The 14,589-nt window shown below is 51.0% G+C and carries 16 protein-coding genes; 3 read left to right on the top strand and 13 right to left on the bottom strand.

What is annotated here, in order from left to right:
• Positions 1-54: 54 nt before the first annotated feature.
• Both OIN60_RS05285 and OIN60_RS05290 read left to right on the top strand, forming a co-directional pair.
• Positions 55-363 (top strand): antibiotic biosynthesis monooxygenase, encoded by a 309-nt coding sequence (locus OIN60_RS05285; protein WP_305753807.1) that lies wholly within the window; start codon positions 55-57, stop codon positions 361-363.
• Positions 364-406: 43 nt separating this feature from the next.
• The gene (locus tag OIN60_RS05290; protein ID WP_305753808.1) at positions 407-1,126 is read left to right on the top strand and encodes a 3-ketoacyl-ACP reductase; all 720 of its coding nucleotides are present in this window, start codon (positions 407-409) and stop codon (positions 1,124-1,126) included.
• A gap of 173 nt (positions 1,127-1,299) precedes the next feature.
• Here the strand turns inward: OIN60_RS05290 and OIN60_RS05295 are convergent, their stop codons facing one another.
• The 6 genes from OIN60_RS05295 to OIN60_RS05320 all read right to left on the bottom strand — a co-directional run bounded on the left by OIN60_RS05295 (position 1,300) and on the right by OIN60_RS05320 (position 6,739).
• The gene (locus OIN60_RS05295) at positions 1,300-1,758 is read right to left on the bottom strand and encodes a hypothetical protein (protein WP_305753809.1); all 459 of its coding nucleotides are present in this window, start codon (positions 1,756-1,758) and stop codon (positions 1,300-1,302) included.
• A gap of 61 nt (positions 1,759-1,819) precedes the next feature.
• Positions 1,820-2,947, bottom strand: coding sequence for a nitric oxide synthase oxygenase (locus OIN60_RS05300; RefSeq protein ID WP_370872381.1), 1,128 nt, complete (start codon positions 2,945-2,947; stop codon positions 1,820-1,822).
• 164 nt (positions 2,948-3,111) lie between these two features.
• On the bottom strand, positions 3,112-3,594 hold the full coding sequence (locus OIN60_RS05305) for a Dps family protein (protein ID WP_305753810.1): 483 nt from the start codon (positions 3,592-3,594) through the stop codon (positions 3,112-3,114).
• A gap of 301 nt (positions 3,595-3,895) precedes the next feature.
• A complete protein-coding gene (locus OIN60_RS05310; protein ID WP_305753811.1) occupies positions 3,896-4,309 on the bottom strand; it encodes a hypothetical protein in 414 nt (137 codons plus the stop codon).
• 570 nt (positions 4,310-4,879) lie between these two features.
• Positions 4,880-5,800 (bottom strand): alpha/beta hydrolase family protein, encoded by a 921-nt coding sequence (locus OIN60_RS05315; RefSeq protein WP_305753812.1) that lies wholly within the window; start codon positions 5,798-5,800, stop codon positions 4,880-4,882.
• A 177-nt stretch (positions 5,801-5,977) separates the two neighbouring features.
• On the bottom strand, positions 5,978-6,739 hold the full coding sequence (locus OIN60_RS05320) for an SDR family oxidoreductase (RefSeq protein WP_305753813.1): 762 nt from the start codon (positions 6,737-6,739) through the stop codon (positions 5,978-5,980).
• 120 nt (positions 6,740-6,859) lie between these two features.
• On the opposite strand from OIN60_RS05320, the gene OIN60_RS05325 reads away from it, so the two are divergent.
• Positions 6,860-7,297, top strand: coding sequence for a MarR family winged helix-turn-helix transcriptional regulator (locus tag OIN60_RS05325; protein WP_305753814.1), 438 nt, complete (start codon positions 6,860-6,862; stop codon positions 7,295-7,297).
• Positions 7,298-7,423: 126 nt separating this feature from the next.
• Here the strand turns inward: OIN60_RS05325 and OIN60_RS05330 are convergent, their stop codons facing one another.
• The 7 genes from OIN60_RS05330 to OIN60_RS05360 all read right to left on the bottom strand — a co-directional run bounded on the left by OIN60_RS05330 (position 7,424) and on the right by OIN60_RS05360 (position 14,523).
• Positions 7,424-9,136, bottom strand: coding sequence for an adenine deaminase C-terminal domain-containing protein (locus OIN60_RS05330; RefSeq protein ID WP_305753815.1), 1,713 nt, complete (start codon positions 9,134-9,136; stop codon positions 7,424-7,426).
• An 87-nt stretch (positions 9,137-9,223) separates the two neighbouring features.
• Positions 9,224-10,288: an ABC transporter ATP-binding protein gene (locus OIN60_RS05335; RefSeq protein WP_305753816.1), complete on the bottom strand. Its 1,065-nt coding sequence runs from the start codon at positions 10,286-10,288 to the stop codon at positions 9,224-9,226.
• Positions 10,289-10,303: 15 nt separating this feature from the next.
• Positions 10,304-11,092 (bottom strand): ABC transporter permease, encoded by a 789-nt coding sequence (locus OIN60_RS05340; RefSeq protein WP_305753817.1) that lies wholly within the window; start codon positions 11,090-11,092, stop codon positions 10,304-10,306.
• A gap of 6 nt (positions 11,093-11,098) precedes the next feature.
• A complete protein-coding gene (locus OIN60_RS05345) occupies positions 11,099-11,920 on the bottom strand; it encodes an ABC transporter permease (RefSeq protein ID WP_305753818.1) in 822 nt (273 codons plus the stop codon).
• A gap of 29 nt (positions 11,921-11,949) precedes the next feature.
• Positions 11,950-12,924 (bottom strand): nucleoside hydrolase, encoded by a 975-nt coding sequence (locus tag OIN60_RS05350; RefSeq protein ID WP_305753819.1) that lies wholly within the window; start codon positions 12,922-12,924, stop codon positions 11,950-11,952.
• Positions 12,924-14,000 (bottom strand): ABC transporter substrate-binding protein, encoded by a 1,077-nt coding sequence (locus tag OIN60_RS05355; RefSeq protein ID WP_305753820.1) that lies wholly within the window; start codon positions 13,998-14,000, stop codon positions 12,924-12,926. Before OIN60_RS05355 ends, OIN60_RS05350 begins: the two co-directional genes overlap by 1 nt.
• 178 nt (positions 14,001-14,178) lie before the next feature.
• Positions 14,179-14,523, bottom strand: a complete 345-nt coding sequence (locus OIN60_RS05360) for a DUF2294 domain-containing protein (protein ID WP_305753821.1) — start codon at positions 14,521-14,523, stop codon at positions 14,179-14,181.
• Positions 14,524-14,589 lie beyond the last annotated feature (66 nt).

A 14,589-nucleotide genomic window follows, 5' to 3' on the forward strand; every position in this document is an offset into this window, starting at 1 on the left:
ACTTGTCATGTGCATTACCGCTCCAAGCGGATCTTAATCGGGAGGAGAATAACCATGTTCGTTGTTACCAATACGATCAAAGTCAAGGAAGGGGCCGGTCAAGAGCTGGCCGAACGTTTTGCCGAGGGGCAGGGCGTACAGGAAATGCCTGGTTTTGTGCGTCTCGAAGTATGGCACGGTGTAAACAAGGAGCAGGAAGAACTGAAGGTCTGCACGATGTGGGACGATGAGCAGTCCTTCCGCAATTGGACGTCAAGCGACGCATTCCGGGCGGCTCATCACGGGCGGGGCAAAAACGAAGCCATTCTTGGCGCTTCCCTCGACACCTACGAATTAATGGTGCAGGTATCCGCAGAGGACTAAACTTTTTATTATACAACCCCTTGTAATCAGGAGGCTCATTCTTATGGAACTGAAAAATAAAACTGCCATCATCACCGGTGCGGGTAAAGGCATTGGCAAAGCCATCGCAGAAATTCTGGCCAAAGAAGGCGTCAGCCTCGGACTCATCGCCCGGACAGCCGCCGATCTGGAGCAGCTCCAGGCTGCGCTGGGAAGCACATACGATGTAAAAGTAGCCAGCGCGGTGGCGGACGTGTCCGACCGCACACAGGCTGAAGCGGCTGTAGCATCGCTCGAAACGGAGCTTGGCGCGATTGACATTCTGATCAATAACGCGGGAACCGCCACCTTCGGTACCGTCCTGGATATGGACCCGGAAGAGTGGGAACGCATTATACGCGTCAACCTGATGGGCACCTACTATGTCACCCGTGCCGCCCTGCCGAGCATGATGGCGCAAAGCAGTGGAACCATTATCAACATTTCCTCGTCAGCCGGCGAACGCGGCTTCGCGACCGGTTCAGCCTATAATGCTTCCAAATTCGCGGTAATGGGCTTTACCGAAGCGCTGATGCAGGAGGTCCGCAAATCCAACATCCGGGTTACGGCTTTGACACCTAGCACGGTGAACACAGAGCTTTCCTCCAATGCCGGTCTGAAGATCGGTGAGGAGGACCGCATGATGCAGCCGGAAGACGTGGCCGAGCTGGTATTGGCGACCCTGAAGCTGCCAGCACGCGTGTTCATCAAAACCGCAGGGATCTGGACAACCAATCCGCAATAATCAGTTTTTTTGCAAACCAAAAGGGAGCGATCTCCGGCCAAATGGACGGGGAACGCTCCTTTTTTTAGTTTCAAGCATGTATAAGCTTTCAGCAGAGCTGAAGCATTCTTTAATCGCCAGTTAAATTTCCGCTAAACGCGGTCTGTCTTCTGCGAAAATACGTCGATGTACACTTATGCTGTAACCGTCCGGTCCTGCACCTTCTCGCGGTAGGCCAGCAGCGACTCGTCAATGATGATGGATATAAACTTGGATTCTGCCTCAGGCAGCAGGTTCAATGTATAGTTCCACGCATTTTCTTCAATCCGCAGCGCGGTCAGCCGCCTCAAATACGGATCATCTGCCTCGTCCATGACCTCCGACAACACCCGCAACTCCGGATCAGCCGCATGGCCGATTTCATGAGCGAGCACGACAGCAAAATAATCTTCAGCCCGCTCCAGGCTTCCAAACATTTGCTGGCACTGTGCCTGAATAACATCAGTATACATGGTGATGGTGTGGGTATTCATATTGTATTTGCCCCCTACCATACGCCCGCCGGGAAATTTCTTTTCCAACCGGACGCTCACGCCGATATCCGCCCGCAGCAGCAGCTCTTCAATGCATTGCTCCAATTGCTTTGTCTTCAATTCTGCTTGTGCCCCCATAAATCAATCTACATCATCTGTTCTATTCATATGAGATCATAACCTAATGGAACGGACAACCGCCAGTGCCCCGAAGGGGCTCGTACTTCTTCTCCTGGGCAAAAAAGTTAGGCTTCAGCACTCTGTTTTCATAAGAGCTATGGAAAATATGGGTGGCGGCAGGTGAAAGGGGCGGAATCAGCCAGGTCCAATCCCCTGTCAGCTCCCGGCCAGCTTTCCGTTCCCGTTCCTCGAACAGCTTGAATTGAGCAGCCGCCGTATGATGATCGACGATACTCACCCCGTCTCGCCGGAACGAATGCAGCACAGCCGCATTCAGCTCAATCAGCGCACGATCTTTCCAGAGCGTCGTTTCGCTTGAACGGTCAAGCCCCATCAACTCTGCTACTGCAGGCAGCTTGTTATAGCGGAACGTATCCGCAAAATTGCGCGCGCCAATCTCGGTTCCCATATACCAGCCGTTGAACGGTGCGGCCGTATAACAGATGCCGCCGATGCTCAGCATCATGTCAGCAATAATGGGCACCGCGTACCAGCGCAGGCCCAGCGCAGCGAATCCCTCGATGTCCGGGTGATCGATGTTGATCTGCTTCACCATTTGCTCCGGAATCGGAAATAGGGCAGGCGCCTGCCCGTCCGCCTCAATAAGCAGCGGGAGAACATCAAAATCGGTACCCGGGGACTGCCAACCCAGACGCTGGCACAGCTTTGTGAGCTGAAGAGAGCCCGGATCACCAACAATACCATGCTCCGTCTCATACCCGGCATAACGGATCAACTGATGGTTCCAGATTCGGATGTCTGGTTGGTCCGGCTGTGAGGGCCTGTACACCGTCAAGGTAGGAATGATCTTCCCGCCGTTCGTGGCCGTCTCAACATGACGGAATAATGATTCCGCAATATGGGCAGCTCCGGTGACGTGACGCTCATCCCTGATGCGCAGCTTATCCCAGAACAGCCGCCCGATACAGCGGTTGCTGTTCCGCCAGGCCATGCGGGCTCCGTGCTCTAGCTCGGCAAAGGTATGCTCGTAGGTTCCTGTGAGTTCAATTTCCCTTTTTACCTCAAGAAACCGGGCCCCCGCTTCCTCGCGGCTCAGACCCAGCTCCTGATAACATTTATATATAAAATGCTCCGCTTCCTGCAGAAGCACTGTACTTTCCGTTTGCAATATGCTGCTCCCCCTGTTCCGTGCCCGCGGGGCCGTCCGGCCCCTCCTGCTTAGTATCCTCCATTATACGCCCCGGAACAGGGAGAACCAATGGAATGAGGCTTTTGTTCACGTGATCTACACATCCGTGACAATGCCTTCCATCCCTGTTAGACACCGTAGCTTTATTTGCCCAAAAAAGCGTTCAGCATCCAGATGTGCTTGTCCACCGATTCCCGCATGCCGTTCAGTATATCAGCAGTTGAAGGGTCTCCTGCCGATTCCGCCGATTCCATACCTGTGGCCAGATCCGAAGCTACCAGCTTCAGGTCGCTGACTACCGTCGCAACCATCTCCTCGGCACTTGGCTGTCCTTCCGCCTCACGCACAATGGACAGCTGCAGATACTCCGCCATCGTTGCTGCCGGACGGCCGCCGATCGCAAGCAGGCGCTCCGCTATCGTATCCAGATGCCCGGCCGCTTCATCATATAGCTCTTCAAACTTTGCATGCAATCTAAAGAAATGAGGCCCTTTTACATACCAGTGAAAATGGTGCAGCTTCGTATAAAGAACGGACCATGTAGCCACCTGGCGGTTTAACGCCTCATACAGATGGACTGCAGCCTCTTCGACTGAGTTCGTGTTGGTGTTTTTCAATGTGGACATATTCGTTTACCCCTTCCCGGATCTAAAATAGTTGTGTGTCCGATTATGTTCTTAAGTTTGCTTGAATCTTATGCTGTATTTATACAAATTCAGCATATTAGAATTTAGACTTAATCTAAATCTTGTTTTGATTATAGCATGCTGGCTTTCAATTGAACAGGCATGATGGGGAAGCTTTGCATGAAGATTGAATGAATACTCCTTCACTTTTACTATTCCTTCCGGAATTAAAATAGCTGACGCCGAGTGAATTTCGGCGCCAGCTTGTAGGTATCTTTTCTCTTACAGGGTGTTCTCTAACTTAATGGAGGTTAAGCCCTCGTTCCCATTCCAGCCTTAAATCATTACCAAATTGTCTTATATTATCATAATTTGCATTAATCAAAAAATTTTGCTGGGAACCGAAAAACCTCAATTGATAAGCGTTTTTAATCCCTAGCTCTTTCCATTCCAACCCATACAGGTGATTTTCAAATGAGGTATATAGTTGGTTTAATTGTATACCATTTTGTATCTCAAGAGGAAAAACAGAAGTTAGTTCAATGTAATTTTTTATTGTTATATTTGTCCATCCAAAATCCAAGTCATAAATTATTTTATTTGCTTTATGATACTGGAAATTAAGCCGGCATCCCTCATATTCACCAGGAATACATCTTAAAAAGGTAAATTTTACAAAGGTCCCTTTATTATCTTTATCATGTAGTATAGCCATACTAAATTGCTGCTCCTTTAGCACCTTCAAGATATTTAATTAGAGAACTATTAATTAATTCACTTAAAGCTCCAAACAGATTTCCACCAACGCTTCTCGATATTAACACGATAATCTATAGAGCAAAGCTGCTATGTTTTTGAATTGTTTTGTCATTATCTAACACCTCACATGGTATATTATGCAAGTCGGCCGACCAACATATTTTATAATACTGATATTTAAAAAATAGAAATTAAGTATTTTTTTACATAATAGCTGTTACATAATATTCGTGAATGATTAAAAATATCCTCTTAAAAGATTCCAATTGAGAATTTGTCAACCTTATCTATGAAACCCTACAGGAAATGTCATACCTTTAGAGGAACTCATCGTTCCCATTGACCTCTCGCTGCCAAGAGGAATATGGATCCACCTTGCTCTTGGCTAACAGTAGGCGCTCGCCAGCCCCCGTTCGGGACTTTCACCCTAGAGATGACGCACTTGCTGGGCGAACTAAAAAAAGCGGACACCATGTGAGTGTCCGCCAGAAGAGCAGTTGTTTAAAACGATATGTCCGTCAGACCCTTACTTGGACTCGATGCGGCCCAGCGGGTTGGCGCTCTCTTCCAGAGCCGTGCGAACTGCCGCCCAACTCGAATCATCAAGTCCAAGCGCGTTGCGAAGATAAGCCCACGTGACACGCTGGATCAGGGCCACTCGTTCGGGGCTCTCGTCCGTCGTTTCCTTGACATCATAGCCGGAGATTCCACCAAGGATGTGCTCGGCCCCGAACAAAGTAAGCAGGTCCGTGCTGCCTGGGCTCAGGAAGTACGGGTCGGTGAACCAGTCCGGCCCCCGCGTGGACAGGTGGGACTGGTCATGGTCCCCCGCGACCACAAGGGTCGGCGTAGTCAGCTCCGCGAAGCTCGGATTCATAAACGGGAAGTGCTCGGCCGCGAACGGGGTCAGGTCATCCCCGCCCTTGCCAGTCGTGGCAAGCAGCACGCCCGCCTTGATCCGCGAGTCGGACAGGTCCTCTCCTGGTTTGCCGTGGGCATCGAGAACCCGCGCTCCCAGCAGCATACCCACCGTCTGGCCCCCGAAGGAGTGTCCGACTGCGGCAATGCGGCTGCGATCAAGGCGTCCGCTGAGGCCAGGAACAGAAGCCTCAATCAGATCGAGCTGATCAAGAATGTGCTTCATGTCCTCGACCCGAAAACGCCAGATCAATGGTGTACGCGGATCTTCCGGAGCAAGGCCCAGTCTTCTTGAGTCGAGATGGGTGGATTGAATGACCACGAAGCCGTGGGCAGCCCAGAAATCGACCAACGGGGCGTAGCCATCCAGCGACGAGCCAAAGCCGTGTGAGAAAACGATTATAGGCAATTCATTCCCAGTCACGGGCGCAGATACTCGTACTTGCAAATCTTCACCACGGCCCGGGGCGGGCAGCATGATCGGCTTCACTGAGATGACTTGAGCAGGTGCATTAACTTTGATTTCCATTATATATCTTTCCTTTCCATAGAAACATAATTTTTATATAGAAACATATTTTTTAGAGAGATTGGCCCAACCGTTTCTGTGAAGAAGCGGTCAAGCAAGCTTCTAAGATCATCCGGCAAACACTTGCACTTCATTTCCTATCCTACGATTCCTTCGGATCATGCGCGAGAGCCTGTATCACCATGGAATTGGGCCGTTCTCACCCGAGAACGTGCCTGTCGGTCCGTCCGGGCCGAGGAGCGCGAGGCGCACGGGCTCGCGTGCAGCCTGTTGAACGGTGAGCGTGCCCGCGAAATTGTTGAGAGCCGTCGCAGCGAAGCCCGGGCTTACAGCGTTCACCTTGATGCCCGTCGACTCCAGTTCGATCGCCATGGCAAGTGTCATGGCGTTGAGCGCCGTTTTGGACGCAGGGTAGACGGGGCCGTAGATTGAGCGCCAAGGGAAGTCCGGGGCCGCGTTCATCGTCAGCGAGCCAGCGCCGCTCGACACGTTGACGATGCGGGCTGCCGGGGCCTCACGCAGAAGCGGAAGCATCGCCTGGGTAACGGCAACGACGCCGAACACGTTGGTCTCGAACACCGCACGCAATTCATCGAGGGACACGTTGCTCGGCAGGGTCGACTTAGCATACTCCTCGACGGACATGCCCGGCGGCCGCCGCGTATGCGAGATGGCTGCGTTGTTGACGAGCACATCAAGACGTCCAAACTCACTGCGGATACGCTCTGCGGCAGCGGCGATGGAGGCCTGATCCGTGACGTCGAGCTGGAGGGCGCGAGCATCCGCTCCGACGCTCTGCGCGGCCGTCTCTCCAAGCTCCAGGTTGCGCGACCCGACGAGCACGGTGAAGCCGTGCGCCGCAAGATCCTTCGCGATTTGAAGACCGATTCCTTTGTTGGCCCCGGTGACCAGGGCGACGGGTTTATCCTGAGAAGCCATAGTCTGTCTCCTTTTTGTATCGATTATGTGGCCGAATACGGCCTGCATTTAGTTGATGTATCAACCTGTATTCAGTGTAACATATTGAAGTTGATGTGTCAACCGTGTTATGATGTTGCTATGGATAACAACGAATTGAATGCAGAAGAAATGCGAATATGGTATATGTGGAAAAGCTCCTTTAAGAACATCTTTGGCCGTGTCGTAAAAGACATATTTGAGCACACAGGACTATCAGAGGGGGATTTCGGAGTATTAGACAGGTTAGTCCTTTTAGGAAATGGCAGCCTTCGCCAACAGGAATTGGCCGATTCGATGGATTGGGATAAGAGCCGATTATCACATCACCTCACACGGATGGAGAAACGCGGACTAGTGACGAGGAAACCGCTGGACACAGACCGCGGTGTTCAAGTCATCATCACTTCCGCCGGACAATCAGCACGGGATGATGCACGTCCCGTAATGTCCAAGTCCATACGCAAACATTTTCTTGATCATCTTACCGATGAAGACATTGAGTTGATTATTAAACTGAGGGAAAGAACCAAATCTTGACCGCCTAAACGCGGTCTGGCTTCTGTGAATGTACGTCGGTACGTAAAAGAACAAAAGCAGCTTTATCCTCGGATGAGGATAAAGCTGCTTTTCCTGTTTTATCGTATCCATTTCTCTGGTCCCATGTTATTTTTCCACCAGCAGGGGCACAATCCGGCCCCCATTCACATCAATCAAGCCGTGATCCGTAATCTTGAGAGCCGGGCTGACGGGCAGGGAATGTGTGCTTATCGACATAATAGGGTTGTAATGTCGATAACCTAACGAAAGCATCGCCGAGCGCAGCTCCTTGACCTGTACGGCAACCATATCCAGTGGCTCCTCCGTGAGGATGCCGCCGACAGGCAGGGCCAGGTGGGCCAGGACCTTGCCATCGAGAACAACGCAGAAGCCGCCTTGTCCTGCAATCACGGTGTTGGCAGCCAGCACCATGTCCTGCGGATTATGCCCTACAACGAGCAGATTATGATTATCGTGCGAATACGTTGTGGCGACCGCACCGCGCTTGATCGTATCTCCGCCGATTAAGCCGTAAGCGCGATTTCCGTTTTTGCCATACCGTTCAAAGGTAGCAATCAGACCATATTCCCCTTCTTCCCACTGCACCAAGCCGTCGCTCACCATCGCAGGCACGATCAGCTCCTCCGTAAAAGTGGAACCGTCCTTAACCATCATCACACGGCAGTCATGCATTCCCTCTTCCGCATTCGTATGAATTTGAAAGTCGGATTCCTCCAGCAGCGAGAGCTGCACACTGTGATAAAAATACTCTGGAAAGTTGCCTGATATCAGCTTGCTCTGGTGTGCTTCATACCGGTCAAACACCTTAATGCCGTTCTTGTACACCTGATCCGGTTCAAAGGTTTCCAAATCGGACAGCAGCACAAAGTCGGCAATTTTGCCGGGAGAGATGGTTCCCCGATCATGCATACGCATCCGGGCAGCGGGTGTAAAGGTCGCCGCATAGATCGCATTTTCAGGCTTCATGCCCATCTCTACCGCCTTGCGCACAATATGATTGAGATGCCCGCGCTCTACAAAAGAATCGGGCATCACATCATCCGTCACAAAGCAGAAATGCTGGGCCACGTCTTCACGGATCAGATAATCCATGACCTCCGGGGTCATCGATTTTTCCTGAATTTCAATGAACATGCCTGCGGCTATGCGAGCCGTCATTCCTTCAATGCTCTGATGGGTATGATCGGACCCGATCCCGGCATAAATCAAACGATGCAAATCCAAATCGAGCAGCCTTGGGGTATGCCCTTCAATGATCAGGTCCGGGTAATGCTCGCGGACATGGCTCAGAATCCGGTTGGTCTTGCTGTCCGGATCACGGATTACGTCCACATAGTTCATAATTTCACCAAGGCAGATCATCTCTCCGGTCTGAAGAAGCGCATCAATTTCCGGAATATCGATTTCACCGCCGGACGTCTCCATCGGGGTTGCCGGCACAGAGCTTGGAATGGCATAGAACATATCCGCTGTACATTCCTTGCTTGCATCCATCATCCGTTGAATCCCTTCAATGCCGAACACATTGGCGATTTCATGGGGCTCCGGTACAATGGTTGTCACACCATTGCGGATCAGCCCATGCGAGAAGGCCGCCGGAGTAACCATCGAGCTCTCAATATGAAGATGAATATCAATCAGACCGGGAATCATGTATCTGCCGCCGCCCTCGACAATCTCATCGGCATGGAACGTATCCAGCCCGCGGCTGCCGATGTACATGAATTGGCCGTTAAGCAGTGCTACATTTCCTAATTCAAACCGCTTGTAAAAGCTATTGTATACTTGCACTTGTAAAATCAGCTTATCTGCACGCATAAGGTTTCTCCTTCTCAGTTCGCTGTTCTTGCTGCTGCGTACCTTCGGCTGAAACCGGAGGCGCATACGCCGGACCGCTGTGATAGCTCATGACTGAACAAGCACCATTTTGTCTTTGGGAAAATGCAGAACGACCCGCTGACCACTCCGGTAAGGCACATCCGTTTCCTGATTAGCGGTGAAGAGACCATACTCCGTCTCCACAACATATTGGTAGCTTCTCCCAAGATAGGTACTCACCTTAATGATGCCTGCAATGTCATTGGCTCCGCTCTCTCCTGTGCTCTCCCGGATGATGATATCATCGGGACGAATTGCGCCTGTCCGTGCGCCTTGCTGTGCCGTGCCGGGGTTGCGAGACAACAGGAAAGGCCTGCCCCCGGAAGTAAGCGAAAGTTGTCCGTCGTTCTCCACTGCGCTCTCATCGAAAGACAGGAAGTTATTGAAGCCGATAAACCGGGCTACATATTCCGTTGACGGATATTTGAAGATTGCAGACGGAGCATCAAGCTGTTCAATGTTCCCCTTGTTCATAATGGCCACCTGGTCAGAAATCGAAAAGCACTCCTCCTGATCATGGGACACATAGACCGTAGTAATCCCCAGCTCCTGCTGAATACGGCGAATCTCAACACGCATGTTCACCCGCAGATTGGCGTCCAGGTTGCTGAGCGGTTCATCAAACAGCAGCAGATCCGGCTCAATGACGAGCGCTCGCGCAATCGCAACCCGCTGCCGCTGGCCACCGGACAGTTCTCCGGGGAAACGCTTCTCGAAGTCGCCAAGGCTGACGATATCCAGCATGTTCATGACACGCCGCTTGACTTCATCTTCCTTCACCTTGCGCAGCCGCAGTCCGAACGCCACATTGTCATACACGGACAAATGCGGAAACAGTGCATAGCTTTGAAACACAAAGCCAAAGTTGCGTTTGTTCACCGGAACACGGGTGTAGTCCTTTCCACCGAACAGGAACTTGCCTTCCTTGGCTTCGAGAAAGCCGGCGATCAGGCGCAATGTTGTTGTTTTGCCGCAACCGCTTGGGCCGAGCAGAGACAGCAGTTGTCCCTTTTCGAGCTGCAGATCAAAATCCTTTAAAATATACGTATTATTGTAGGCCACGGATACGCGGTCTAATGTCAGAAGTGCCATAACCTGAAGCCCCCATTACCTTTTAGTGAAATAAGACAAGCCCATGAGCCGCTCCAGCAAGAACATCAGCACCCCGGTCAAAATCATCAGCAGTACCGAGATAGCGGCGATCGTCGGATCAAAATAGTTCTCCACATACGTCAGCATCTGGATCGGAAGCGTACTGAAACCCGGACCGGTCATGAATACCGAGATGTCTACATTATTGAAAGACTCCAGAAAAGCAATCAGTACCGCCGCGATAATGCCTGAACGGATATTCGGCAGCACCACCTGGAAGAAGGTTTGCAGCCGGCCTGCCCCCAGACTCATCGCCGCTTCTTCAACAGCAAAATCGAAATTCGATAAACTCGATGCGATAACACGGATTACAAACGGCAGCATAATCACCGTGTGTCCGATCAGAAGCCCTGCCATAACAGGAAGATGATAAACGACAATCAGATACCTCAGCAGCGTAAAACCGAGCACAATGCCGGGAATCAGCACCGGAGACAGAAATAGCGCATTCAGCAACCCTTTGCCCCGGAATGAAAAGCGGCTCAGCGCATAAGCGGCCGGCACGCCCAGCAGCAAAGCCAGAATGTTGCCTGCCAGAGATACGATCATGGAAGTCCAGAAGGAGGACATGAACATATCTACCTCAAAAATATTCCGGTACCAGCGCAGCGAAAGACTCTCCGGCGGAAATTTCAGCACGGTTCCAGGTTCAAATGAAGTGGCGGAAATGATCAGAAGCGGGCCCAGCAAAAAGATGAAGACCAGCAGACTGAACAAGCCCAGCCCGAAATGTTTCTCCCGCATATCCACCTACCCCTTCGGATTGAGTTTGACCGCCGTTTTGTTCAACAGACCAACCACAATAAATGTAATGACAATCATAATTGTTGCGATAACCGATGCAAGGAACCAGTCGTTCAGCGTCACCGCATTCTGGTACAGGAAGGTCGCAATGACCCGCTGCTTGCCTCCAAGCAGCGCGGGAGTCGTATATGCCGTCAGACTTCCCACGAACACCAGCACACAGCCGATAATCAGACCCGGCACCGCAAGCGGAAATACAATCCTGCGGAAAGCGCCAAAACGTGATGCGCCCAGGCTCTGTGCGGCCTTTACAAGATCATTGTCAATATTCTCAAGCACCCCAACCAGCGATATGATCATCAGCGGCAGAAACAGATGAACGAGGCCGATAATCATGGCGACAGGCGTATACAGAATTTCAAGCGGCTTATCCACGAGGCCGAGTCCTGTAAGTGTCTCATTCACCAAACCCTTACGTCCAAGAATGACCATCCAGCTAAAGGAACGCACCACAGGGCTGGTCAGCAGCGGGAAGATGGCCAGGGCCAGCAGAATACCTTTGCTGCGCGGCGCTTTTTGCGAAATATAATAAGCGGTCGGAAAGCCGAGCAGCACACTCAGCAGCGTAGTCACAACGCTAACTTGCAGTGTGGTTAACAGTATTTTCAAGAAATAAGGGTCTTTAAAAAAGTACAGATAGCCTTCCAGAGTGAAGGAGCCCTCCTGAACAAAGGTCGATCCAATCGTCAGCACGATGGGAATGATCATAAATACCGTCAGGAAGAGCAGACCAGGCAGCAGCAGCCAGTACAGGTATGTTCTCTTCATGTGCAACTCCTTGCGGCGGGTCAATTCTCTTAACCCAAAAATGGTTTATGCTTCCCCTGACCGGCAGGGGACAGCGTCGTTTTGCCGACCTCCCTGACGAACAGATCCAGAAATGCTCTGCTATTCACCGCTTCGCACACCGCCATGTTCGACGGGTGGCCCAGTCTGTTCTGGACATCGCCGACCGTCTGTCCGTCACATAGACGGCTCGAGGTCTCTATGTCCACATACAGAGAGGAAGTCTGCACAAGGCTAGGCTCTATAGCAACACCCACGGCGAGCGGGTCATGCAGCGCGCATGCCCGCACGCCGTAGCGCGCTTCATACCTTCTCGTATAATCAGCGGTGCTCTCCTGAACAAAAGCACGTAACTGAGGGTCAGCCATCTGCGCCACGTCTTCGGCCGTAAGAAGAGCCTTGCGCGTAACATCCAGCCCAACCTGGGTCAATCTGCCAAACCCGGCATGAAACACAATGCGGGCGGCTTCAGGATCAGCATACATATTGTACTCGGCTACAGGCGTCACATTCCCAGGGCCGTGAATCACCCCACCCATAAAAATAACTTCTTTGACATAGCGGGGAAGCTCAGGACACTTCAATAAAGCGTGTGCCAGATTGGTCAACGGACCGGTACAGATCAGTGTAAGCTCGCCCGGATGCTGTTTCGCAAGGTTAATCATGATGTCAGGTGCAAATCCGGCGGAAGGTGCGGTACGCGCCTCTGCATTTTTCAATGCTCCTCCCATACCATCCTCACCATGAATCCGTTTTTCGTCATAATGCTTCCGGACCAAGGGCGCGTCTGCGCCCTTGTACACTCGAATATCCGGATACTCCAAAAGATCCATGATTTTGCATGTATTCAAGGTTGCTTGCTCCAGCGATACGTTGCCGCATACCGTTGTAATAGCCTGAATATTCAGACGCCCGCTCTTCACAGCGAGCACTATGCCTAATGCATCATCAATACCCGTGTCTACATCCAGGATCACTTTTTTCATTATTGTGCAACTTCCCTATTCCAGCGGTCTGTCCATGTTTTGATATGTTCATTGACAAAGGACATGTCCAGCTTAACAAGCTTCTCCACAACGTCAGCACCGTAAGTAATGCCTTCTGCATCAGCACCGCTCAGTACAACCTCCGTATTCACCGGAGAATCCACTTTCGCCTTGGCGGATGCTTCTTGTACTTCCTTGCTGAGAATCCAGTTTACGAATTCTTCAGACAGCTCCTTCTGATCGCTTCCTTTAACGATGTTCACCGTATTCATAACCGCATAAGCTCCTTCGGAAGGGGCCACAAACTTCGCATCCGGGATGGCTTCCTTGAGGTCTTTAAAGTACATTTCCATAATAGGTCCGCCGGCAATTTCCTCTTGGCTGAACATATTGACGAACTCGGAGGTCTGGCCGTAGAATTTGACGATATTCGGGCTCAGCTCCGCAAGCTTGGTGAACGCAGCATCCTCATTAAATTCCGTACTGCCGCCTACTTTGGAGGCAATGTCCACAGCCATCGGACCTGCGGTGGATGTAATATTAGGCAGGGTCAGGTTGCTTGCAAATTTAGAACTCCACAGATCCGCCCAGGATGTTACTTCTCCGGATACCATGCCTGGATTGTAGGCAATTCCAAGGCGTCCGATCGTGTAGGCAGGACCGTATTCCTCGCCAAGCGGCACTTTTGCAATGTCATAGATTTTATCAACATTCGGGATTTTCGAACGGTCAATCGTGTCAAACAGCTCCTCCTGTATCCCCTGCTGTGCATAATAGTCTGAGAGGAATACCACATCGACATCGGAGCTGCCTTGACGGATTTTATTCAAACGCTCTGCATTATTGCCGGTATCCACCACAATCTCCACATTATGCTCCTTCTCAAACGGGGCATATACGTTAGCTTTGAAGAAGTCCTCGGAAAAACCCCAGGTAGATACAACGAGCTTTTGCTTCTCTCCTTGCGCGGAGCTGCCGCCTTCGGCATTTTCGTTAGTGCTTGCGCTGCTTCCGCAGCCTGCCAGCAATGCAGATGCGAGTGTAACTGTAATCAGACCGCCAAACCATTTTTTCATTCTTTTTTCCCCCCACAATGTAATAGCTACCTTATTTTAAATAGAAAAAAAGAAAAGTATTCTTGAATAATCAAGAACACTTTTCTTCGTAAACAAAGATAAGCGCTGCCTTCTAATAGTAAAAACAGGTTCTCCCCTCAGATAGATCCGAGGCGAAAAGCCGAAATATGCACTTGTATCAGGATGGCTTGAGCATGATATTGGTAACAGCCCACTGGGTCCCGGTGTCATAATCACGGAGAAGGACCTCAATATCAAGCCCCATTTCTTGTTCCAGCTTCTCGCGCAGTCTCTTCTTATACAACAAGGACATACGGAAATCCACTTCCAGCTTCAAGCCGGGGGCTTCCCCTTCCAAGGCGACTGAACGCGGAGAACGCCGATGCTTCGCAACGAGGGTGATTAGATTGTCGTCAACGGTAGCTCGCAAAAGCGTGGTACCGAATCCAAACAAATCCTTCGAAATATCATTATAAATCCGGTATAAACGTTTCTTACTCTCATTACTGTCCAGCAGCTTCATGAACCCACCCTCATCAAGGACTACCGTACATTAAACGCGCCAACTCCTTGAATTATACATAAACTT

Origin of the sequence: Paenibacillus zeirhizosphaerae, from assembly GCF_030705605.1 — a bacterium.
Taxonomy (GTDB): Bacteria; Bacillota; Bacilli; order Paenibacillales; family Paenibacillaceae; genus Paenibacillus; species Paenibacillus zeirhizosphaerae.

Coding starts and splice junctions, on each gene's coding strand:
- OIN60_RS05285 (WP_305753807.1), top strand. CDS start 55: ATGTTCGTTGTTACCAATACGATCAAAGTCAAGGAAGGGGCCGGTCAA.
- OIN60_RS05290 (WP_305753808.1), top strand. CDS start 407: ATGGAACTGAAAAATAAAACTGCCATCATCACCGGTGCGGGTAAAGGC.
- OIN60_RS05305 (WP_305753810.1), bottom strand. CDS start 3,594: ATGTCCACATTGAAAAACACCAACACGAACTCAGTCGAAGAGGCTGCA.
- OIN60_RS05310 (WP_305753811.1), bottom strand. CDS start 4,309: ATGGCTATACTACATGATAAAGATAATAAAGGGACCTTTGTAAAATTT.
- OIN60_RS05315 (WP_305753812.1), bottom strand. CDS start 5,800: ATGGAAATCAAAGTTAATGCACCTGCTCAAGTCATCTCAGTGAAGCCG.
- OIN60_RS05320 (WP_305753813.1), bottom strand. CDS start 6,739: ATGGCTTCTCAGGATAAACCCGTCGCCCTGGTCACCGGGGCCAACAAA.
- OIN60_RS05325 (WP_305753814.1), top strand. CDS start 6,860: ATGGATAACAACGAATTGAATGCAGAAGAAATGCGAATATGGTATATG.
- OIN60_RS05330 (WP_305753815.1), bottom strand. CDS start 9,136: ATGCGTGCAGATAAGCTGATTTTACAAGTGCAAGTATACAATAGCTTT.
- OIN60_RS05335 (WP_305753816.1), bottom strand. CDS start 10,288: ATGGCACTTCTGACATTAGACCGCGTATCCGTGGCCTACAATAATACG.
- OIN60_RS05340 (WP_305753817.1), bottom strand. CDS start 11,092: ATGCGGGAGAAACATTTCGGGCTGGGCTTGTTCAGTCTGCTGGTCTTC.
- OIN60_RS05345 (WP_305753818.1), bottom strand. CDS start 11,920: ATGAAGAGAACATACCTGTACTGGCTGCTGCTGCCTGGTCTGCTCTTC.
- OIN60_RS05350 (WP_305753819.1), bottom strand. CDS start 12,924: ATGAAAAAAGTGATCCTGGATGTAGACACGGGTATTGATGATGCATTA.
- OIN60_RS05355 (WP_305753820.1), bottom strand. CDS start 14,000: ATGAAAAAATGGTTTGGCGGTCTGATTACAGTTACACTCGCATCTGCA.
- OIN60_RS05360 (WP_305753821.1), bottom strand. CDS start 14,523: ATGAAGCTGCTGGACAGTAATGAGAGTAAGAAACGTTTATACCGGATT.